At 70.2% G+C, this 20,439-nt stretch carries 18 protein-coding genes and 2 pseudogenes; 12 read left to right on the forward strand and 8 right to left on the reverse strand.

Features of this window, described 5'->3' with window-relative positions; all coding sequences use genetic code 11:
• Positions 1-27 precede the first annotated feature (27 nt).
• Positions 28-1,443, forward strand: coding sequence for a hypothetical protein (locus tag HKK72_RS07400; RefSeq protein WP_187233499.1), 1,416 nt, complete (start codon positions 28-30; stop codon positions 1,441-1,443).
• Positions 1,444-1,465: 22 nt separating this feature from the next.
• On the opposite strand, the gene HKK72_RS07405 is transcribed toward HKK72_RS07400, so the two are convergent.
• From HKK72_RS07405 to HKK72_RS07435, 7 genes are all read right to left on the reverse strand, one after another.
• On the reverse strand, positions 1,466-2,032 hold the full coding sequence (locus HKK72_RS07405) for a SecDF P1 head subdomain-containing protein (protein WP_187233500.1): 567 nt from the start codon (positions 2,030-2,032) through the stop codon (positions 1,466-1,468).
• A 19-nt stretch (positions 2,033-2,051) separates the two neighbouring features.
• Positions 2,052-2,594 (reverse strand): SecDF P1 head subdomain-containing protein, encoded by a 543-nt coding sequence (locus HKK72_RS07410; RefSeq protein ID WP_187233501.1) that lies wholly within the window; start codon positions 2,592-2,594, stop codon positions 2,052-2,054.
• Between the two features lie 132 nt (positions 2,595-2,726).
• Positions 2,727-3,764 (reverse strand): 2-oxoacid:ferredoxin oxidoreductase subunit beta, encoded by a 1,038-nt coding sequence (locus HKK72_RS07415; RefSeq protein ID WP_187233531.1) that lies wholly within the window; start codon positions 3,762-3,764, stop codon positions 2,727-2,729.
• Positions 3,765-3,819: 55 nt separating this feature from the next.
• Positions 3,820-5,673, reverse strand: a complete 1,854-nt coding sequence (locus HKK72_RS07420) for a 2-oxoacid:acceptor oxidoreductase subunit alpha (RefSeq protein WP_187233502.1) — start codon at positions 5,671-5,673, stop codon at positions 3,820-3,822.
• A 304-nt stretch (positions 5,674-5,977) separates the two neighbouring features.
• Positions 5,978-7,060, reverse strand: a complete 1,083-nt coding sequence (locus HKK72_RS07425) for a hypothetical protein (protein WP_187233503.1) — start codon at positions 7,058-7,060, stop codon at positions 5,978-5,980.
• The gene (locus tag HKK72_RS07430; RefSeq protein WP_187233504.1) at positions 7,021-7,509 is read right to left on the reverse strand and encodes a hypothetical protein; all 489 of its coding nucleotides are present in this window, start codon (positions 7,507-7,509) and stop codon (positions 7,021-7,023) included. Before HKK72_RS07430 ends, HKK72_RS07425 begins: the two co-directional genes overlap by 40 nt.
• Before the next feature lie 106 nt (positions 7,510-7,615).
• Positions 7,616-8,737 carry a hypothetical protein gene (locus HKK72_RS07435; protein ID WP_187233505.1) on the reverse strand — a complete coding sequence of 374 codons (1,122 nt, stop codon included), beginning with the start codon at positions 8,735-8,737 and terminating at the stop codon, positions 7,616-7,618.
• Between the two features lie 433 nt (positions 8,738-9,170).
• On the opposite strand from HKK72_RS07435, the gene HKK72_RS07440 reads away from it, so the two are divergent.
• The 4 genes and pseudogenes from HKK72_RS07440 (at position 9,171) to nuoH (ending at position 12,241) form a co-directional block, all read left to right on the forward strand.
• Positions 9,171-9,542 (forward strand): NADH-quinone oxidoreductase subunit A, encoded by a 372-nt coding sequence (locus HKK72_RS07440; RefSeq protein ID WP_315987130.1) that lies wholly within the window; start codon positions 9,171-9,173, stop codon positions 9,540-9,542.
• 53 nt (positions 9,543-9,595) lie between these two features.
• Positions 9,596-10,015 (forward strand): annotated as a pseudogene (locus tag HKK72_RS42680) (NADH-quinone oxidoreductase subunit B); the annotation flags it as partial.
• 644 nt (positions 10,016-10,659) lie between these two features.
• Complete coding sequence (locus HKK72_RS07450; protein ID WP_187233507.1) at positions 10,660-11,283, forward strand: NADH-quinone oxidoreductase subunit C; 624 nt, start codon at positions 10,660-10,662, stop codon at positions 11,281-11,283.
• Complete coding sequence (gene nuoH, locus HKK72_RS07455) at positions 11,273-12,241, forward strand: NADH-quinone oxidoreductase subunit NuoH (RefSeq protein ID WP_187233532.1); 969 nt, start codon at positions 11,273-11,275, stop codon at positions 12,239-12,241. Before HKK72_RS07450 ends, nuoH begins: the two co-directional genes overlap by 11 nt.
• A gap of 44 nt (positions 12,242-12,285) precedes the next feature.
• Here nuoH and HKK72_RS07460 read toward each other — a convergent pair whose 3' ends face one another.
• Positions 12,286-12,951 carry a ComEA family DNA-binding protein gene (locus HKK72_RS07460; protein ID WP_187233508.1) on the reverse strand — a complete coding sequence of 222 codons (666 nt, stop codon included), beginning with the start codon at positions 12,949-12,951 and terminating at the stop codon, positions 12,286-12,288.
• Positions 12,952-13,145: 194 nt separating this feature from the next.
• Between HKK72_RS07460 and HKK72_RS07465 the strand changes: the two genes are divergently transcribed.
• The 7 genes and pseudogenes from HKK72_RS07465 to htpX all read left to right on the forward strand — a co-directional run bounded on the left by HKK72_RS07465 (position 13,146) and on the right by htpX (position 20,430).
• The gene (locus HKK72_RS07465; RefSeq protein ID WP_187233509.1) at positions 13,146-13,655 is read left to right on the forward strand and encodes a NuoI/complex I 23 kDa subunit family protein; all 510 of its coding nucleotides are present in this window, start codon (positions 13,146-13,148) and stop codon (positions 13,653-13,655) included.
• A gap of 52 nt (positions 13,656-13,707) precedes the next feature.
• Positions 13,708-14,229 carry an NADH-quinone oxidoreductase subunit J gene (locus tag HKK72_RS07470; protein ID WP_187233510.1) on the forward strand — a complete coding sequence of 174 codons (522 nt, stop codon included), beginning with the start codon at positions 13,708-13,710 and terminating at the stop codon, positions 14,227-14,229.
• Positions 14,229-14,525 (forward strand): annotated as a pseudogene (nuoK, locus tag HKK72_RS07475) (NADH-quinone oxidoreductase subunit NuoK); the annotation flags it as partial. The gene HKK72_RS07470 and the pseudogene nuoK, both read left to right, overlap by 1 nt.
• Before the next feature lie 125 nt (positions 14,526-14,650).
• Positions 14,651-16,507 carry an NADH-quinone oxidoreductase subunit L gene (locus tag HKK72_RS07480; protein WP_315987132.1) on the forward strand — a complete coding sequence of 619 codons (1,857 nt, stop codon included), beginning with the start codon at positions 14,651-14,653 and terminating at the stop codon, positions 16,505-16,507.
• On the forward strand, positions 16,504-18,009 hold the full coding sequence (locus tag HKK72_RS07485) for a NuoM family protein (protein WP_187233512.1): 1,506 nt from the start codon (positions 16,504-16,506) through the stop codon (positions 18,007-18,009). Before HKK72_RS07480 ends, HKK72_RS07485 begins: the two co-directional genes overlap by 4 nt.
• Positions 18,009-19,481: an NADH-quinone oxidoreductase subunit N gene (locus tag HKK72_RS07490; RefSeq protein ID WP_187233513.1), complete on the forward strand. Its 1,473-nt coding sequence runs from the start codon at positions 18,009-18,011 to the stop codon at positions 19,479-19,481. The genes HKK72_RS07485 and HKK72_RS07490 overlap by 1 nt, the downstream gene beginning before the upstream one ends.
• A gap of 91 nt (positions 19,482-19,572) precedes the next feature.
• A complete protein-coding gene (gene htpX, locus HKK72_RS07495) occupies positions 19,573-20,430 on the forward strand; it encodes a zinc metalloprotease HtpX (protein WP_187233514.1) in 858 nt (285 codons plus the stop codon).
• Positions 20,431-20,439 lie beyond the last annotated feature (9 nt).

The following is a 20,439-nucleotide window of genomic DNA, read 5'->3' on the forward strand; positions in this document are numbered from 1 at the left end:
TGTCCTGATACACACCACAGAACGGACATGTTCGGTTACCGTTACGGCGGCGCGGCGGGGAGGGTCATGCGGGACGGCGCGGAGGCACCGAGAAGGATCCAACGTCTGTACGTCGTCGAGTTCGACTCCCTAGCCCAGCGGCATGTGTGCGACATCGGGATGACCCGCTTCGGCGGCGACGCCGAGAGCTCCATCGTCGCGATGATGCGGCTGGCGGATCTGCTCTCCGAGGCGATCGTCCTGACCGACAACATGATCTTCGACGGTATCCTCTTCCACCGCATCGGCCCGCGGCGGATGCTGCAACTGGTCGGCCGCCCGGTCGGCACCAACCTGGTGTTCCCGTTCGAGATCCGCTCGCGGGCCGGCACGATCGAGGAGGCGCTGCTGCGCGCGTTGCGCGAGCCCGGTGCGACCGGCCGCGACCGCCTCCACGCGTTCGAGTACGACGCGCTCGACCTGCCCGAGCCCGAGCGCATCGAGATCGGGCAGCGGATCGGCGGCCTGCGGGTGCGGGAACTGGACCGGCGCGTCGCCAGGCACGGCATCAGCGAGGGCATCGCCCGGCTGCTGATCGAGCGGTGCGGCGCCCCGGAGGAGCAGGTGCGGCGGATGCAGGAGTCCTGGGCCGCGTGGATCAAGGCGGACCTGGACGGGCAACTGACGATCCGGCCGGCGGGGGAACGGGACGACACGGGCGACGACCGGGCGTTCGCGCTCGACCCGGTCGCGAGGATGCGCGATGACCTGCAGACCGCCGACGGGCGGCTGGCACTGCAGTGGGTGGAGGCGAACCGGCATGAGCGCCGCACCACCATCCGGGCCCGGCTACGGGACTGGCTCCCTGGCGTCGACGGCGACCAGGCGATGGACCGGCAGGTCATCGAGTTCTGGCACAACGCCTGTTACCTGCGCTCTCTCGCCTACGCGCAGGAGGCCGAGCTCATCGAGTTCGTCCTCGGCGATCCCGAGGCCGTTCAACGCCGGCGGCTCAAGCGACGCCGGCGCGCTCCCGCGCAGGGCGGCGAGACCCGGCAGGTGAGGCTGCCCGTGACCCTGCTCGGTGAACTCGGCACCATGCCGAGGTCGGTGTTCGAGACCGTGCTCTACAACAACCGGGACGCGATCGCCGACTGGCGCCGCTCGGGCGACCCCGGCGCCATGCGCCGGGTGGCCTACGGACTGCTCGAGGCCTCGGATCAGCCCGATCCGACCCTGTTGTCCAGGGAGACGCTGACCCGCCTGATGCTGGTCGTACTCGCGGCGTTCGTCGCCGACGCCTTCCAGCAGACGCCGTGGGTGGTCAAGGCGCCGGTGCTGCTCGCCGCCGTGCTCGCCAGCTCCTGGTCCGACATCAAGACGTTCTTCCGGCTCCGCGGCCGGCTCGGCGCGGTCATCGACATCCGCGACGGGGAACGCCGCGAGCTCCCAGACCCGAGCTGACGGGTCCCCGGCCGGGGACCCGTCAATCGGCGTGGGTGAGCCGACTGACGAGCCGTTCGGCATCCTGGCGGGTGCCGGAGGAACCGGTGGTGATCTGGATCTCGCCGCCCGTGATCGGTTCCTGGACGGACGGCGCCGAGAGGACCTTCCCGTCGACGACCAGCGCGAGCTGGTTGCGCGGGGGCTGCTCGGTGGCCACCTGCCGCGTGAGCGACCCGAAGGCGCCGCTGTCGGCCGGGCCGAGCTCGATGAGAACCTGCCAGCCGGCGCCGTTCTTCGCGAGCGCGGCCTCGAGCTTCTCGAGCCGCGTCACGGTCATCCCCGGAGCGAGCCGGTAGCACTGGGTCCCGTCGACGTCGGGCACCCCGGAACCGTCGGTGCAGGCGCCCGGCGTCACCTCGGTCACCGGCTGGATCCCCAGGGGGCTGCGCAGCCGGTTCGGCTCGTCCGGGCCGGAGCGGGAGATCACGATGATGACCGCGACCACGATCAGCACCACGACGACGAAGACGCCCGCGGCGATGCCGACGATCAGAGCTGTCCGATCGCGGCGCGGCGGCGGCCCGTACACAGGGGGGTACTGCTGCACGTGTCCTCCAAGGGGCGGGTCAGCGTGAACCCTTCAGCTCGCGGATCAGCCGGTCGGCGTCGGCCCGGCTGAAGCCGCCGGTGATGAGAACCTTGCCGCGGGTGATGGGCGCCTCGACCCGCGTCGCCGTGACGAGGCGGCCCCGCACGACGAAGGCGACATCACGCCCGACCATCCTGCGGGTGAGAGCGGCGAACGCCCGCCGGTCGGCCGGCAGCAGGCTGATGGAGACCTCGTGCCCCCCGAGCTGCCCGCCCTGGACGTGGATGTCGTTGACGCGGCGGATCTGGATGCCCTTGGCGACCTGATAGCAGGCCGGCCCGCTGGCGCTCTGCCCGTTGACGCCGCCGGCTCCTGACGCGCACTGGCCGGCCGTCGTCTGGGTGACCGGATAGACGTGAAGAGGTGAGGAGAAACGCGCCATCTTGCCGCGCATCGGCGCCGCGACCAGCGCGCCCGTGACGGCGACGGCCGTGGCGGCGATGCCGACCGAGACGACCAGGGCCAGCAACGCCGTGCGTGACGGCCTCTTCGTATGCGCACGGAGCGGACCGACCCGCATCGACACCTCCTGTTGATGTGATCTCCGAGTCTTCCAGTCAGCGCAATCGGCCGGTAGCGCCCCGAAATAACAACTGCGAGATCGTGCCGGAGACACTCCGGCGGGATCTCGCAGTTGTCCGCAGGTCGGTCGTCAGCCGACGCGCCAGGTGTCGCCGCTGCCGAGCAGAGCGCCGAGGTCGCCCTCGCCCTGCCGTTCGACGGCCTCGTCCAGCTGCTCACGCATCAGCTCGTCGTACGAGGGACGCTCCACCCGACGGAAGACGCCGATCGGGGTGTGCTCGAACGCCGGCGAGTCCAGCCGCGACAGCGCGAAGGCCAGCGACGGGTCCGGGTTGCGCGCGTCGTGCACCACGAGGTCGGGCGAGGTCGAGGGGACGACTTCGAACCCGCCGGAGGCCGAGTGCCGCAGCCCCTTCTCGCCGTCGGCTCCGAACACGATCGGCTCACCGTGCTCCAGCCGGATCGTGACGTCGTCGCGGACGGCGGCGTCCTTGAGCGGTTCGAATGCCCCGTCGTTGAAGATGTTGCAGTTCTGGTAGATCTCGACGATCGCCGTGCCCTTGTGCTCGGCGGCCGCGCGCAGCACCGATGTCAGATGCTTGCGGTCGGAGTCGAGCGTGCGGGCCACGAACGTCGCCTCGGCGCCGATGGCCAGCGAGATCGGGTTGAACGGGGAGTCCAGCGAGCCCATGGGCGTCGACTTGGTGATCTTGCCGATCTCGGAGGTGGGGGAGTACTGCCCCTTGGTCAGCCCGTAGATCCGGTTGTTGAACAGCAGGATCTTGAGGTTGACGTTGCGCCGCAGCGAATGGATGAGGTGGTTGCCGCCGATCGACAGCGCGTCGCCGTCCCCGGTCACCACCCAGACCGACAGGTCGGGGCGGGACGCGGCCAGCCCCGTGGCGATCGCGGGCGCCCTGCCGTGGATCGAGTGGAAGCCATAGGTGTTCATGTAGTACGGGAACCGCGACGAGCAGCCGATGCCCGAGACGAACACGGTGTTCTCACGCTTGATCCGCAGCTCCGGCAGGAACCCCTGAACCGCGGCGAGGATCGCGTAGTCGCCACAGCCGGGGCACCAGCGCACGTCCTGGTCGGTCTTGAAGTCCTTGGCCGACTGCGTCTCGCCCTCCGCTATCAGCGGAGGATGCTGAGGACGCTCGGCCACCTGGGTCAGGCTGACGAACCCGTGGCCGTTCGGCGCGGATATGGAGATTTCGGCCTCACTCACTATCGATCACGTCCTGGATCACACCGGCGAGCTCCTCCGCCTTGAACGGCAGCCCGCGTACGCGGTTGTAACTGATCACGTCGATGAGGTATTTCCCTCGGAGCAACAGGGCCAGCTGGCCGAGATTGATCTCCGGCACGATGACCTTGTCGTACGACCTGAGCACCTCGGCGATGTTCGCGGGGAACGGGTTGAGATGCCGCAGGTGCGCCTGGGCCACGTGGCCGCCGGCCTTGCGCACGCGCCGGACCGCCGCCGTGATGGCGCCGTACGTCGAGCCCCAGCCGAGCACCAGCACCGTGGCCTGGCCACCGGGGTCGTCGACCGGCAGTGGCGGGATGTCCCGGGCGATGCCGTCGATCTTCGCCTGGCGCAGCCGCACCATCAGATCGTGGTTGTCGGAGTCGTAGGAGATGTTGCCCGAGCCGTCCGCCTTCTCGAGCCCGCCGATGCGGTGCTCGAGCCCGGGGGTGCCGGGCACCGCCCACGGCCGGGCCAGCGTGTGCGAATCGCGCTTGAACGGCTGGAAGGCGTCTTCGGGACCGAAGTCGGCGGGATCGGCGAACCGGGGCTCGATGACGGGGAGCGTGGAGACCTCGGGGATCCGCCACGGCTCCGAGCCGTTGGCGAGGTATCCGTCGGAAAGCATGATCACCGGAGTGCGGTAGGTCACCGCGATCCGGGCCGCCTCGATCGCCGTGGCGAAACAGTCGGACGGTGACTGCGGCGCCACGACCGGGACCGGCGCCTCGCCGTTACGCCCGTACAGCGCCTGCAGCAGGTCGGCCTGCTCGGTCTTGGTCGGCAGGCCGGTCGACGGCCCGGCGCGCTGCACGTCGATGACGAGCAGCGGCAGCTCGACCGCGACCGCCAGGCCGACGGTCTCGCCCTTCAGCGCCATGCCCGGCCCGGAGGTCGTCGTGACGCCGAGCGAGCCGCCGAACGCGGCGCCCAGAGCCGCGCCGACGCCCGCGATCTCGTCCTCGGCCTGGAACGTCCGCACGCCGAAGTGCTTGTGCTTGGACAGCTCGTGCAGGATGTCGGAGGCCGGCGTGATGGGGTAGGAGCCGAGGAACAGCGGCAGCCCGCTCTGCCGGCTCGCCGCGATCAGTCCGTACGCCGTCGCCAGGTTGCCGGTGATGTTGCGGTAGTGACCGGGCGGCAGGGTGGCCGGCTTGACCTCGTACGACACCGAGAACGCCTCGGTCGTCTCGCCGTAGTTCCAGCCCGCCTGGAAGGCCGCCACATTGGCCTTCATGATCTCGGGCTTCTTGGCGAACTTCCGGGACAGGAAGTCGACTGTGGCGTCGGTCGGCCGGTGGTACAGCCACGACAGCAGCCCCAGCGCGAACATGTTCTTGGCCCGCTGGGCGTCCTTCTTGGACACTGCGATGTCCTCGAGGGCCCCCACCGTCATCGAGGTGAGCGGCAGCGCGTGCACGTGGTACTCGCTCAGCGAGTCGTCGTCGAGCGGGCTCGTCACGTAACCGACCTTGGCCAAGTTGCGCTTGGTGAACTCGTCGGTGTTGACGATCAGGTCGGCGCCCCGCGGAAGGTCGCTGAGATTGGCCTTGAGCGCTGCCGGGTTCATCGCCACGAGCACGTTCGGCGCGTCGCCGGGGGTGACGATGTCGTGGTCGGCGAAATGCAGCTGAAAACTGGACACACCTGGCAACGTGCCGGCCGGTGCGCGGATCTCCGCCGGAAAGTTGGGCAGCGTTGATAGGTCGTTGCCGAACGACGCCGTCTCTTGGGTGAATCGGTCGCCGGTCAGCTGCATCCCGTCGCCGGAGTCACCGGCGAATCGGATGATGACGCGGTCGAGTTGTTGGACCGGTTTGGCCACAGAGGAAGACCTCCTCGACGCGCAGCACCCGCCCCGGGGGAGGCGTCCGGGGTCGCAGTGCTACTTAGGCTTACCTTCATGTTACGTCCGAGACAGGGTTCCCGCTCCGGACGGGTTATTGCCACCGCTTGATGCCCCGGCACGTCCACACAGGCCCCCGGCCGGGGAATCAGTCGGCCCCGTGACACCAGAGGTATCACTTTGGGCGGAGCTTCACCTGACTCCGGCGATTCCGGACATGCCACATCAACCCAGTGGGACAAAACAGAGCAACGGCACTGTAGACCGGACCGGCTTCGCCGGTCTAAACGCTCTGCTGCTCCTGGCTCAGCTTGGCGAGCAATCCGTTGACGTCACCGGCGGAGACCGCCTGGGCCACCACGCGCGCCCGGGCCTCGTAGCGGTGCGAGCCCGGAGTGCTGCGCGCCCAGCGAACCCACGACTTCCAGCCGCCGCTGGTGACCGTACAGGAGAGGTTGACCTTCTTGCTCGCGCTCACGCTGCGTGTGTCGGTGCAGGTGCCGAGATCACGACCGCTCGCGCGGATCGTCGCCTTCAGCACCGCCCGGACGCTGCTGCTGCTGCTGAGTGAGAGGCTCGTCACGGTGTACTTCAGGGTGCAGCCGCCCGACCCGCAGTTGCTGAACTTCAGACTGCCGCTGGGCAGGAACCGCACCCCGGGGTCGAGCGCGCCGGTGAGGTTTCTCACCTTTCCCTGAAGTTCTCTGAAAAGGGCGATCGTCTCGGAGGCGGCGACCTCGGTGACGTCGAACTGGTAGGTGTCGGTGCCGGTGGACTTGATCCTCAGCAACTTGTGCGGCTGTGCCTTGGAGATGTAGTACTCGCCGTCCGCGGTCGCCACTCTGAGCGCCGGGGTGCCGTTGACGTCAGCCCCGTCCCCGACCAGGCTCGGGGCGGCCGCCTGCAGTCGCTGCACGATCGTGCTGGGCACCAGCATGTCCTTGACGTCCAGGTCGAGCGTCGACGACGCGGCGCGGCTCCACTTGCCTGCGTAGTCCTCGGGGTTGGTGGTCACGCCGCCGTGCGAGCGCCAGAACGACTTGCCCGCCTTGAGGTAGGTCGTGCCGTCGACGACGATCATGTCGACCTTTTCGCCGCCCACGGTGATCGAGCCGCTGCCCGAGCCGGCCTTGGTCACCGAGAGCTGGGTCTGCATGGTGGTGCCGCTGGAGGAGAAGGAGCCGTTGTAGCGCAGCGCGCGAACGGCGGCCAGATTCTGTGCCGCCTTGCCGGCCTGCCCGCCCTCGCTCTCGCTCTGCTCGGACGTATTCGCGTTCTTCTTGTCGTCGCCGCCGCTGAGACCGATCGTCACGCCGATCGCCACGATCAGCAGCACGACCACCGCGCCGGCCACGATGAGCAGCACGGGCGGGCCGCTACGCCGAGGCGGCGCCGGCGGCTGGTTGTACGACCACGGCTGCTGGCCGCCAGGGCCGGATGGGCCGCCAGGGCCGGATGGGCCGGGGGGCCGGGGGGGCCGGGGGGGAAGCCGAAGCCGCCAGGCTGGCCCGGTCCGCCCTGCGGCGGGCCTCCAGGGCCGCCGGGGCCGCCGTAGGGCGGGCCGCCGTACGGCTGACCCCCCTGCGACGGATCGCCGTAGGGCGAGCCGCCACTCTGCGGCTGGCCACCGTACGGCGAGCCGCCCTGCGGCTCGCCACCGTACGGCGAGCCGCCCTGCGATGGGCCGCCCTGAGACGGATCGCCATAGGGCGAGCCGCCCTGTGGCCGGCCGGCCGGCGGCCAGCCCTGGTCGGGCGGCGGGCCGCCGTCAGGAGGTCCCCAGGACCCGGGGCCGCTGTCGCGCTCATTGCTCATGTTCGGGCTCCCCCGCCGCTTTGTCTTTTGCCGCGACCATACGTTTGATGAGCACCGCCGACAAGACCGGTGCCGAGCAGGTGTTCGCCCGTGTCAGCGCGGGCTTTCAGACGCTGTTGAGACCGCTCAGCATCGTCTGGATCTCGGTGCTGGTCGCGCCACTCGCCATGGCCTCTGCGCGGCCCCACCAGCGGCGCAGGCCGGTGCCGCCACGGAAGCTCGTCCACGCCGCGCTCTTGACCCGGCAGGTGACATTGATGGAACTGAGCGACGTCACCGTGCCTGAATTGCTGCATTCGCCGAGCTTTCGACCGTTCTTGTCGTTGGCCGTGATGCGTACAAAGACTGTGACGCGCACGGAGGTGGATCCGCTCCGTGTGGACCAGACTTTCGAGTGGACGGTGCACCCGGAGGTCGTGCAGCTGCCCCAGCTGATCTTGTCGACCCGGGTGCTCCGCGACGGGTCGAAGGAGTCCTTCAGCGCGTTGATCCGGCTGCGCAGCTCGGTGACGGCGTCGCCTTGGCCGCTGGTCACCTCGGTGACGTCGACGGCGGTCTGCGGGTAGTCGGTCTCCAGCCGCAGCAGCCGGGGCGAGTCGTCGGCCGAGACGTAGAACACATCGCCATAGGTGCTGATCTTGAGTGCCGGAACGCCCTGCACCGTGGTGCTCACGGTGCTCTTGACGCTGTAACGGGAGACGTTGCGCAGATCCGACGCGATCGCCGACGGCGTCATGTCCGACTTGACGGTCGAGCTCAGCGAGGAGTAGCTCAGCTTCCCCCAGCGCGAGCTGCCGATCCAGGTCGCCTTGTTGGAAACGTTGCCCTCGGTGCGCCAGAAGTCCCAACCGGCCTTCACGTACACCGCGTCGCCCGGCATGATCACTTGCGCGGTCTCGCCGTTCCAGGTCACGTTACCGGTGACCCATCCGCTGCTGGTGATCTTGAAGTCGCCGTTGAGTTTGTCACTGCCCGAGCTCACGGTGCCGCGCAGGTTCAGTCCGCGCGCCGTGGTGAGCCGCTGCGCGGCCGCCGCGAGCTTGTCGGTGGGCGAGTCGCTCTTGGCGGGCTTCTTGCCGCCGCCACCGGAGAAGGCGCCGCTCGCGGCCAGGACCACCACGACGAGCACGATGACCACGAAACCGCCACCGGCGATCAGCGTGATGAGCAGCCCGGTGTTGGACGAGGGCGGCGGAGGCGAGGGCGGGAACGGCTGAGACGGTGGCATGCCCGGCATGCCCGGCATGCCGGGCTGGCCGTAGCCCTGACCGGGCTGACCGAATCCGGGCCCGGGCTGCCCCGGTCCAGGCTGCCCCGGTCCAGGCTGTCCGGGCAGGGGCTGACCGAAACCCGGCCCGGGCTGCCCATAGCCGGGTCCGGGCTGCCCCGATCCGGGCTGTCCCGGAACCGGTTGCCCTGGTGGCGCCCAGCCCGGGGTCCAGTCCTGACCCTGAGATCCAGGCCCCCATCCGCCGTCACCGCTCATCCGGTGCGCCCTCCCATGAACGCCGCAACGTCCACATAGCAGGACGTAGTCGGACAGGAATTATGTCGTCTTAATCACCGCTCGGCCACCACATATGACGCATTCGGCATGCCGGAGCCGCTGTCCCCGCCCGCTTGCGCGATACGTTGGGGTTGAACGGCTTCAGGAGGCTGGTGTGCAGGGCTACTTCGGCTCGTACGTGGTCGTCGGGGTGCTGTTTCTGATCGGCGGCGGAATCGTCGGTGGCGCGCTGATGGCCAATCGGATGCTGCGTCCCCACGTCCCGACGGCGGAGAAGCTGACCACCTACGAGTGCGGCGTGGACCCCGTCGGCGAGGGCTGGGCGCAGTCCTACGTCCGCTACTACGTCTTCGCGTACCTGTACGTCGTCTTCGCCGTCGACGCGGTCTTCCTCTTTCCGTGGGCCACCGTGTTCGCCGCGCCGGGCTACGGCATGGTGACGCTGGCCGAGATGTTCCTGTTCCTCGGCTTCCTCGCGACCGGGCTCCTGTACGCGTGGAGGAAGGGCGTTCTGACGTGGGTCTGACGGATCTGCCCGAGCCGCGCGTCGGTCCGCTCTCGAGAGGCGCGCCGAAGCCGGTGAAGTTCGTGCTCAACTGGGGACGGCGCTACTCCCTGTGGGTCTTCAACTTCGGCCTGGCCTGCTGCGCGATCGAGTTCATCGCCACCTCGATGAGCCGGCACGACTTCATCAGGCTGGGCGTGATCCCGTTCGCGCCGGGGCCGCGGCAGGCCGATCTGATGGTCGTGTCAGGCACGGTCAGCGACAAGATGGCGCCCGCGGTCAAGCGCCTGTACGAGCAGATGCCGGAGCCGAAGTACGTCATCTCCTTCGGAGCCTGCTCCAACTGCGGCGGTCCCTACTGGGACTCCTACTGCGTCACCAAGGGCGTCGACCAGATCATCCCGGTGGACGTGTACGTGCCGGGCTGCCCGCCGCGCCCGGAGGCGCTGCTGCACGGCATCATCCGGCTCCAGGAGAAGATCGCGGCCGAGTCGCTGGGGCAGCGGTACAAGGGCGGCGGCGAGCCGGTGACGGCGGCCCCTGCGTCCGCGCCCATGTCGGCCACCGTCCTGCGCCGCCCCCTGCAACCCGTGCCCGAGGTGCTCGAGGAGTCCGAGCAGCCGACGCAGGCGCTCGGCATGGTCGGCACCGAGGAGCCCGGGGTAACGGGAACCGGGGACACCGGGGAGACCCGGAGGACCGTGGCGATGGAGGCCGCTCGGGGCTCCACGGAGCGCAAGGAGCCCGACGCCGCCGAGAACGCCGAGAACGCCGAGACCTCCGACACCCGCGACATCTCCGACACCACAGCGGGTTCCGACACCACCGAGATCTCCGAGGCCGCCGAGGCGTCCACGACGCGGACCTGGGAGCTGCCGCTCGTGCGCGAGCCCGGGATCCGGGCGAAGCCGGCCCTGGAGGACTCCGAGGCGCGGGACCTGATGGCGGTCGACCGGACGAACACCGAGGAGTTCCAGGCCGTGGACCGGAGCCCGACCGACGAACTGCGGATCGTCGACGACAAGGGCCGGACGTCGTTCTCCGACCGCGTCAAGCGGCTCGGCCCTTCCGACGACGGCGCGCCGACCGATCCGACCATCATCCCCGGCCTGCGCGATGACGACGACGAGGACAGGCGGTGAACCTCGGTGCCGCCTGGGCGGAGCGGTTCGAGGGCGACGCCGTCACCACCGAGGCACTCGGCGAGCTGACCGTCGACGTACCGCCCGGATCGTGGGTCGCGGCGCTGACCTTCGCGCGTGACGAGCTCGGCTGCGGCTTCTTCGACTGGCTGACCGGCGTCGACGAACTGGACGAGGGGTTCGACGTCGTCGCGCACGTCTTCTCGCTGGAGCACCGGCATCACGTGCTGATCCGCACCCGCGTGCCGCGTGAGGAGCCGCTGCTGCCGACCGCGACGGCCGTCTACCGCGGCGCGAACTGGCATGAGCGGGAGACGTTCGAGATGTTCGGGATCGTCTTCGACGGCCATCCCGATCTGAAGCCGCTGCTGCTGCCCGACGGGTTCGAGGGCCACCCGCTGCGCAAGGACTTCGTGCTGGCCGCCAGGGTGGCCAAGCCGTGGCCCGGCGCCAAGGAACCGGGCGAGGGCGCGGGCGGCGCGCCCAGCCGCCGGCGCATGCTCCCGCCCGGCGTCCCTGAGGACTGGGGGCCACAGGCGACCGGTCCGCGTGCGGTCGAGCCGCGTCCGCGTGCGGGCAGGGATCGTGACCGAGGAGGGAACCCCGGGCATGGGCAGTGAGCTGGCGGAGATCGCGATCAAGATTCTGCTCGTGCTCGGCGCCTTCGCGCTGCTGCCGCTGCTGGTCGGCCAGGCCGAGCACAAGGTCATGGCGCACATGCAGGGGCGGCTCGGCCCGATGTACGCGGGCGGCTTCCACGGCTGGGCACAGCTCGTGGCCGACGGCGTGAAGTTCGCCCAGAAAGAGGACGTCATCCCGCGGGACGCCGACCGGCGGATCTTCATGATCGCACCCGGGGTGGCGCTGGTGCCGTACCTGGTGGTGCTCGCGGTGATCCCGGTCGGCGCGGGGCAGGTGGCACTCGACCTCGGCATCGGGCTGTTCTTCGCGCTCGCGGTGATGGGCATCGGCGTGATCGGCGCGATCATGGCCGGCTGGGCGAGCGCGAACAAGTACTCGCTGATCGGCGGGATGCGGGTGGCCGCGCAGCTGATGTCGTACGAGCTGCCGATGGTGTTCGCGGCCTCGTCGGTGGCGATGGCGGCGGGCACGCTCTCGCTCAGCGGGATCGTCGACGAGTGGCGCTGGTGGTGGCTGCCCTGGCAGGCGATCGGCGGCGTGGTCTTCTTCGTGGCGGGCCTGGCCGAGTTGCGCCGTCCGCCGTTCGACATGCCGGTCGCCGATTCCGAGATCATCTTCGGGCCGTACACCGAGTACGGGGGCCTGCGCTTCGCGCTGTTCCTGCTGGCGGAGTACGCGGGCATCGTCGTGCTGTGCGCCCTCACCACGGTGCTGTTCCTCGGCGGCTGGAACGGGCCGTTCATGAGCGCGGATCTCGGCTGGTTGTGGACGCTCACCAAGGTGCTGGCCCTGGCCTTCGTGGTGATCTGGCTGAGGGTGAGCTATCCCCGGATGCGTGAGGATCAGCTGCAGAAGCTCGCCTGGGGCTTCCTGGTCCCGCTGGCCCTCGCGCAGCTCGCGCTGACCGGGGTCGTCAAGGTGATGATCACGAGCTGACCGTTCCGGCGGTGTTCGTTCCGGCGTGCCCTGTTCCGGCGGTGTCAGCGGAGGAAGACGGCGTACTCCGCGATGCCCTGGATCAGATCCGGGGGTAGATCGGCGTCGACGGCGAGTTCCTCGACCGATACGAAACCGCCCTGCTCCTTCCGTACGTTCACGATCCGCTCGGCGAGTTCCTCGGTGATGCCGGGCAGCAGCCCCAGCGTCGGTTTGGGCACGTGGTTGACGTCGACCAGTCCGCCGTCGTCGTAGGCGCGTGGCAGGTCGGGCCGGCCGATGCGCAGTTCGACCGCCAGCGCGGGATCTTCGGCGATGAGCGCGCGGGCCTGCTCGCGCAGCGTCCGCCGGTGCTTGGCGACGTCGATGGCGTGCTGGTTGAGCCGGTCTCGCGGGTTCGTGCGCGGGAAGATCGACGGTCGCACGGTGAACGCGTGGACGGTACCGGTGATCCACAAGATGGTCAGGAGCGCTGCTCCCAGCGCCCCGAGGGAGGCGAGCCCGGAGCCCATGAGGGCCATGGTCATCGCGGAGCCGACGCCGTACGCGGCCGCGGTGCCGCCGAGCCGCCAGGAGCGCTGCTTCACCGCGACGTAGAGGAAGGAGTACGGAGTGCCGAAGCCGAAGGTCAGGAACGGGACGAACGCCCAAAGCAGACCCTGGGACCCGCTCGGCGGCACCATGGGCGGCGGCCGGTACAGGGGGACCATCGGCGGGCGGTGGAGTGGCTCAGGGTGCGTGGGTTTCCACCCGTGCGGAGGCTGCGGGCGTCCTGGGGGCTGTGGAGCCGACCATGCCATATGTGGATGGTAAGCGTGGTTCGGCCCGATGTTCATATATACGAGACGGCTGAAGGGGGCTCCCGCGTTCCCATGGGGCGCCGCGTAGGGAATCATGGTGTTTCGTGACACGGCTACCAGGAGGCGGTCTGGCCAAGGGGCTCGCCGTCACATTGCGGACGATGACCCGCCGCTCGATCACGCGTCAGTACCCCGACGCGCAGCCTGACCTGCCCCCGCGCAGCAGGGGCGTCATCGCGCTGTTCGAGGAGAACTGCACCGTCTGCATGCTGTGCGCCCGGGAATGCCCGGACTGGTGCATCTACATCGACTCCCACAAGGAGACGCTGCCCGCCGAGGGCGGCGGCCGGGCGCGCACCCGCAACGTGCTCGACCGGTTCGCGATCGACTTCTCGCTCTGCATGTACTGCGGGATCTGTATCGAGGTGTGCCCCTTCGACGCGCTGTTCTGGTCGCCGGAGTTCGAGTACGCCGAGTACGACATCGCCGAGCTCACCCACGAGAAGGACCGGCTGCGCGAGTGGATGTGGACGGTCCCGCCGCCGCCCGCCCACGACCCTGGAGCGGAGACCCCCAAGGAAGTGGCCGCCGCCGAGCGAGGCGCGGGACGGTGATGCCCGCGACGGTGACGTCCGTGACGGCGCACGACCCGACGAGGAGCCAGAGGTGACCGGCCAAGAGATCGTCTTCGTGCCCCTCGGCGTCGTGACCGTGGGCGCTGCGCTGCTGGTGGTCACGACGCGGCAGATGGTGCACGCGGCGCTCTGGCTCGTGGTGACGCTGGGCGCGCTGGCCGGCTGCTATCTGGTGCTGACCGCCGAGTTCGTCGCCTGGGTGCAGGTGCTCATCTACGTCGGCGCGGTCGTGGTGCTCCTGCTGTTCGGGATCATGCTGACCCGCGCCCCGATCGGCCGCTCCGCCGACCTCGACTCGGGCAACCGCCGGCTCGCGCTCGCCGTCGCGGTGGCGACCGCCGCGCTGCTCGTGACCGTGGTCGTCCAGGGATTCCACGCCGCCTACGTGCCGCTGAAGCCGGGTGGTGGATCGGCCGAGGCGCTGGGCTCCGGCGTGTTCCGCACCTGGGTGCTGCCCTTCGAGGTCCTCTCCGTGCTCTTGCTCGCCGCGCTGATCGGCGCCATCGTCCTGTCCAGATCCGACATCGGGGCACACCGGGAGGGCGACGGCTGATGCACGTCGTCTACCCGCTGATCGTCGCCGCGCTGCTGTTCTCCATCGGCGTGTACGGGGTGCTGGCCCGGCGCAACGCGATCCTCGTCCTCATGTCGGTCGAGCTCATGCTGAACTCGGTCAACCTCAACCTGGTCACGTTCGACGTGTGGCTGCGGGACCGGCTGCACGGCGGCCAGGTGCTGACCCTCTTCACGATCGTGATCGCCGCCGCCGAGGTGGGGCTGGGGCTGGCGATCGTCCTGCTGGTCTTCCGGAACCGCGAGACCATCGACGTCGACCGGCTCCGCACCCTCGCCGAGTCGGACGCCGATCCGCCGCTCGACCCGGCCGGCGACGGCGGCCCCGGCGACGGCCGGGGCGAAAAGGCGCAGGCCACCGAACGCGATCACGCGGCGGTCTCTCCGCGGAGGGCGCCCCAGTGACCGCTCTGGCCGCTCTGACGGTGCTGCTGCCGTTCGTCGCCGCGATCGCCGGCATGCTGCTCGCCCCCCGGCTGTCCCGCGTGCTGGAGGCCCGCCGTGTCCCGGGCCCCCGGTCGCTGCGCAACGGCCCGGCGGTCATCGCGGCCGGGGCGACGGCGCTCGCGACCCTGCTCGCCCTCATCGTGGCGGTCACGCTCTGGCTCGACCCGGGCCCGCGCGAGGGCACGCTCACCCTCATCCCCACCGGGACGCTGCCGATCGCCGTCGGGCTCCAGGTCGACGGGCTGGCCGCCGTGGTGGCCCTCATGGTCTGCTGCGTCGCCCTCGCGGTGCAGGTCTACTCCGTCGTCTATCTGGCGAGCGACCCGCGCTACTCGTCGTACGCCGCGTTCGTCTCGCTGTTCACCGCGGCGATGCTGCTCGTCGTGTTCGCCGGCGACCTCCTGCTGCTCTACGTCGGCTGGGAGGTCATGGGCGTCTGCTCGTACTTCCTGATCGGCCACCACTGGGAGGACCGGGCCAACTCACGGGCCGCGGTCAAGGCGTTCCTGGTCACCCGGACCGGTGACGTCGGCTTCCTGTTCGGGATCTTCGTGCTCGGCGTCGGCGCGGGGAGCTTCCAGATCGACGAGGTGCTCCGGCGGGTCGGCGATCTGCCCGACGCGACCGTGCTCGCCGGGACGCTGCTGCTGCTCGCCGGGGTGGCGGGCAAGAGCGCGCAGTTCCCCCTGCACACCTGGCTGCCGGACGCGATGGCCGGCCCCACTCCGATCAGCGCGCTCATCCACGCGGCCACGATGGTCGCGGCCGGGATCTACGTCGTGGCCCGGCTCTACCCGGCCTTCCTGGCCGCGCCGACCGCCCTCGCCGTGCTCGGCGTCATGGCCGCGATCTCGATGCTGGGCGCCGCGCTGGCCGCGCTGGCGCAGGCGGACCTCAAACGGGTCCTCGCCTACTCCACGATCAGCCAGCTGGCCTATATGGCGGCCGGGCTGGCGGTCGGCACCCGCAACGGCGCGGTCTTCCACCTGCTCACCCACGGCGCCTTCAAGGCCCTGCTGTTCCTCGCGGCGGGCTGCGTGATCTACGTCACCGGTACCAACATGCTCCGCGACCACGGAGGCCTGCGCGAGGCCATGCCGATCACCTTCTGGTCCATGACCATCGGCTTCGCCGCGCTCGTCGGCCTCCCGCCGGTCAGCGGGTTCTTCAGCAAGGACGCCATCATCGAGGCCGCGCTGCACGACGAGAGCGGCATCCCGGGCGCGGTCGCCTCGGTCGTGTTGCTGACGCTGCTGGCGACCGTCGCCGTGACGGCCGCCTACGCCACGCGCGCCTGGCTGATGACCTTCTTCGGCGAGGCGCGCTCACGGTTCAACCCGCGGGAGGCGCCGCGCCTGATGTCGTGGCCGGTCGCGGCCCTGGCCGTTCCCTCGGCCGTCCTCGGATTCTTCGGCCTCGGGGCCCCCGAGCTGCAGCCGCACTTCGGCTCCGCCGCGCTGTCGCTGCTGCTCGCCGCGGCCGGCGGCTACGGCGCGTACGCGATCTGGAGGCGCGACCCCGCCCGCGATCCGGCCCGGGTGCTCGGCCCGGCCCGGGTGACGTTCGAGCGGGCGTTCTTCGTCGACGAGATCTACGCGCGGGCGGTGGTCGCACCCGTACGCGCGCTCGCCCACGCCGTGGTGAGCGTCGACGACCGGGTCATCGACCGGGCGGTCGAGCGTTCGGCCGACCTGGCGCGCTCGATCGGCGGGTTGCTCCGGCGGCCGCAGAACGGCAATCCGCAGACCTACCTGACCGGCCTGCTCGCCGGCATGGTGGTCATCGTGCTCGCGGTGGTGATCCTCGTATGATTCTGCTCGCGATGCTGGCGGTGCCGCTCGCCGGAGCGCTGCTGATGCTCATGCCGTCCCTGCAGAGCGCCCGGCTGCACGGCACCGTGGTGTCGGGGATCACGCTGGTGCTGGCGCTGGCCGCCGCACTGGCCTTCGACCACGGGCGGCCCGGGATGCAGCTCGAGGTCGACCGGGCCTGGGCGCCGGCGATCGGCCTGCGGTTCCACCTCGGTGTCGACGGGATCTCGCTGCCGCTGGTGGTGCTCACCGCGCTGCTGACCTTCCTGTGCTTCCTCTATCTGCTGAGGCACCCGGCGTCCGGCGGCGGATCACCGGCGCTGCTCACCGCCCTGCTGCTCGTGCTCGAAGTCGGCATGCTCGGCACCTTCGTCGCCCTCGACCTGGTGCTGTTCTTCGTGTTCTTCGAGGTCGTGCTGATCCCGATGTACGTCGTGATCGCGGTCTGGGGCGGCGCGCGCCGCCGCGCCGCGGCGTACAAGTTCATCCTCTACACGCTGCTCGGCTCGGGCGTGCTGCTCGTGGGGCTGCTCCTGGTCGGGGTCAACGCGGGCACCCTCGACATGGTCGAGCTCGCGGCCCGGCACGGCGCGGGACTGTCGCGCGGCCTCCAGATCACCGCGTTCCTGCTGATCGGGCTGGGCCTGGCGGTCAAGGCGCCGATGTGGCCGCTGCACACCTGGCTGCCCGACGCGCACACCGAGGCGCCCACCGTCGGCTCGGTGCTGCTCGCCGGCGTGCTGCTGAAGATGGGCACGTACGGCCTCGTACGGCTCGCGCTGCCGCTGGCGCCCGAGGGTGCGGAGTTCTGGGCGCCCTGGCTCGGCCTGCTGGCCGTCATCGGGATCATCTACGGCGCGCTGGCCTGCCTGGCCCAGCGCGACCTCAAGCGGATGATCGCGTTCTCGTCCGTCGGCCACATGGGGTTCGTGCTGCTCGGCATCGCCACCCTCACCCCGGTCGGGGTGAACGCCGCGCTGTTCGGCAACATCGCGCATGGCCTCATCACCGGGCTGCTGTTCTTCCTCGCGGGCGCGATCAAGGAGCGGTACGGCACCGGCGACCTGGACGAGCTGGGCGGCGGCATGCTCGCCAGGGCGCCGCGCCTGGCGTCGATCCTCACGTTCGCGTGCGTCGCCAGCCTCGGGCTGCCCGGCCTCGCCGGGTTCTGGGGCGAGATGCTCGCGCTGCTCGGCGCCTACCGGCCGGACGGCGGCCTGCCCCGCGAGACCTTCGTGACGTTCATGGTCTTCGGCGGTCTCGGCGCCGTGCTCACCGCCGCGTACTTCCTCCGGATGCTCGCCAAGATCACGCACGGCCCGGCCCGGGACGACCACCGGATGGTGCTCACGGACGACGAATCGGTGGTGCCCGCGGTGACCCGGCACGAGTACGCGGCCTGGGTGCCCTTGATCGCTCTGACGATCGCCATCGGGCTCTGGCCCAAGCTGCTCCTGGACCTGACCACCGCTCCCGTACGCGCACTTCTGGGAGGCGGCTGATGATTCAGGGCATCGACTACGCGGCGATCGCACCGGTGCTGATCGTGGCGGTGACCGCCGTCGCACTGCTGCTCGCCGACTCCTTCGACGTGCCGAGGCGGCTGCTCGGCCTGGGCTGCGCGGGCGCGCTGCTCGCCGGCCTCGTCGCGGTGATCGCGCTCGCGTTCGGACGGCAGCGGGCGACGTTCTGCCTGCCGTCCGGGCTGCGCGGCGACGGGCCGCCGTCCTGCTCCTACGTCGCCGACGACTTCGCCCTGCTCTTCCAGGTCATCGTGCTCGGCGCCGCGGTGATCGTCGTACTGTTGTCGTTCGACGAGATCACCGCCTCGAAACTGCCCGCAGGCGAGTACTACTTCCTGCTGCTGTGCTCGCTCGTCGGGGCGCTCACGCTGGTCGCCGCCCGTGACCTCGTGCTGCTGATCGTGGCCCTCGAGACGCTGACGCTCCCGGTCTTCGCACTCGTCGCGCTGCGCCGCTACGACGGCGCCGCCAGTGAGGCGGCGCTGAAGCTCTTCCTCATCTCGGTGATCTCGGCCGCGGTGATGCTCTTCGGCATCAGCCTGGTCTACGGCGTCACCGGCGCGATGCACCTGGACCGGGTCGCCGTCGCGCTCGCCCGTACGCCGGCCGACCTCAAGCCGGTCGCGGCGGTCGGCGTCGTCATGGTGATCGCCGGGTTCGCGTTCAAGGTCGCCGCGGTGCCGTTCCACTTCTGGGCGCCCGACGTCTACCAGGGCTCGCCGCTGCCGGTGGCGGCGCTGCTGTCGGTGGTCTCCAAGGCCGGGGGCTTCGCCGGCCTGGTCATCACCGTCGCGATCGGCTTCCCGTCGTACGGATACGTCTGGGGACCGCTGATCGCCGTCATGGCCGCGGTGACCATGACCGTCGGCAACTTCGTCGCGCTGCGGCAGCGCCACGCCGTACGGCTGCTGGCATGGTCGTCGGTGGCGCAGTCGGGCTACATGCTCGCGCCGCTGGCCGTCGGCTCCAGGCGGCTGCCCGACGCGGTGGCGGCGACCGCGGCGTACGTCGCGCTGTACGCGGTCATGAACATCGGCGCGTTCGCGGTCGTCGCGGCGGTGGCGCGCAGGCACGCGCGCAACCTCCTGACGGACTACCGGGGCCTGGCCCGCGCCAACCCCGCCACCGCCGCTGCGCTGGCCTTCTTCCTGATCTGTCTCGCCGGCCTGCCGCCGGGCGTCATGGGCCTCTTCGCCAAGATCGTCGTCTTCCGGGCCACCGTGGCCGGGGACGTCGTCTGGCTGGCCGTCGTGATGGCGATCAACACGGTGATCGGCCTTTACTACTACCTGGCCTGGGCCGTACGGCTGTTCGCCGCGCCCGAGACCGAGGGCCCGGCGCTGCGTACGGGCTGGGCCGTCGGCCTGGCCATCGGCGCGGCCGCCGCGGGCGCCGTGGTGTTGTCCGTGGCACCCCAAATCGTCGTACAGACGGTGTCCGCGATCACCTGACGGGGAACGTGCCACCAGGTCATGCCGTTGTTCATAGTGACGGCTCTGGTGGGCGCAGGCCCGAGATGGTCTGGTCAGGGAGGCAACCGCGGTGCGATTGAACGGCGTCAAGACGGCGATGCTGATCGGCGCGCTCTCCGCCCTCATGCTCCTCGTGGGCTGGGGACTGGGCAGGGGCGCAGGTCTCACCATCGCCCTCGTGATCGCGCTCGTCGTCAACGGCACCGCCTACTTCTTCAGCGACCGGCTGGCGCTGCGCTCCATGCGCGCCCACCCGGTCAGCGAGGTCGAGACGCCGGTCCTCTTCCAGGTGGTGCGGGAACTGTCCACGTCGGCCCGGCAGCCGATGCCCCGGCTGTACGTCTCCGAGACGATGCAGCCCAACGCGTTCGCGACCGGCCGCAACCCGCGCAAGGCGGCGGTCTGCTGCACCCGGGGAATCCTGGAGATGCTCGACCCGCGGGAACTGCGCGCGGTGCTCGGCCACGAGCTCTCGCACGTCTACAACCGCGACGTGCTCATCGCCTCGGTCGCCGCGGGCATCGCCACGGTGATCACCTATCTCTCCCACCTGGCGATCTTCCTGCCGTTCGGCAGGTCCGAGGACGACGAGGGCCCCGGCATCTTGGGCATGCTGCTCATGCTGTTCCTGGGACCGATCGCTGCCATGATCATCCAGATGGCGATCAGCCGGACCCGGGAGTTCCAGGCGGACGCCTCCGGCGCCCAGCTCACCGGTGACCCGCTCGCGCTGGCGAGCGCGCTGCGCAAGATCGATGCCGGGGCGCGCGCGAGGCCGCTGCCCCCTGACGCCGAGCTGGCCCCGGTCAGCTCGCTGATGATCGTCAACCCGTTCCGCGGGCAGGGCATCGTACGGCTCTTCTCCACCCACCCCTCGACGGAGGAGCGCGTGGCCCGCCTGGAGCGAATGGCCGGCTACCGCAGCTAGCCGCGGCCT

Source organism: Actinomadura sp. HBU206391, assembly GCF_014323665.1.
GTDB lineage: Bacteria > Actinomycetota > Actinomycetes > Streptosporangiales > Streptosporangiaceae > Actinomadura_C.

Excerpts from the sequence above, each read along its gene's own strand:
- HKK72_RS07410 (WP_187233501.1), bottom strand. The coding sequence starts at position 2,594 with ATGCGGGTCGGTCCGCTCCGTGCGCATACGAAGAGGCCGTCACGCACG.
- HKK72_RS07485 (WP_187233512.1), top strand. The coding sequence starts at position 16,504 with ATGATTCTGCTCGCGATGCTGGCGGTGCCGCTCGCCGGAGCGCTGCTG.
- HKK72_RS07400 (WP_187233499.1), top strand. The coding sequence starts at position 28 with ATGTTCGGTTACCGTTACGGCGGCGCGGCGGGGAGGGTCATGCGGGAC.
- HKK72_RS07460 (WP_187233508.1), bottom strand. The coding sequence starts at position 12,951 with ATGGTCCCCCTGTACCGGCCGCCGCCCATGGTGCCGCCGAGCGGGTCC.
- HKK72_RS07490 (WP_187233513.1), top strand. The coding sequence starts at position 18,009 with ATGATTCAGGGCATCGACTACGCGGCGATCGCACCGGTGCTGATCGTG.
- nuoH (WP_187233532.1), top strand. The coding sequence starts at position 11,273 with ATGGGCAGTGAGCTGGCGGAGATCGCGATCAAGATTCTGCTCGTGCTC.
- HKK72_RS07435 (WP_187233505.1), bottom strand. The coding sequence starts at position 8,737 with ATGCCACCGTCTCAGCCGTTCCCGCCCTCGCCTCCGCCGCCCTCGTCC.
- HKK72_RS07430 (WP_187233504.1), bottom strand. The coding sequence starts at position 7,509 with ATGAGCAATGAGCGCGACAGCGGCCCCGGGTCCTGGGGACCTCCTGAC.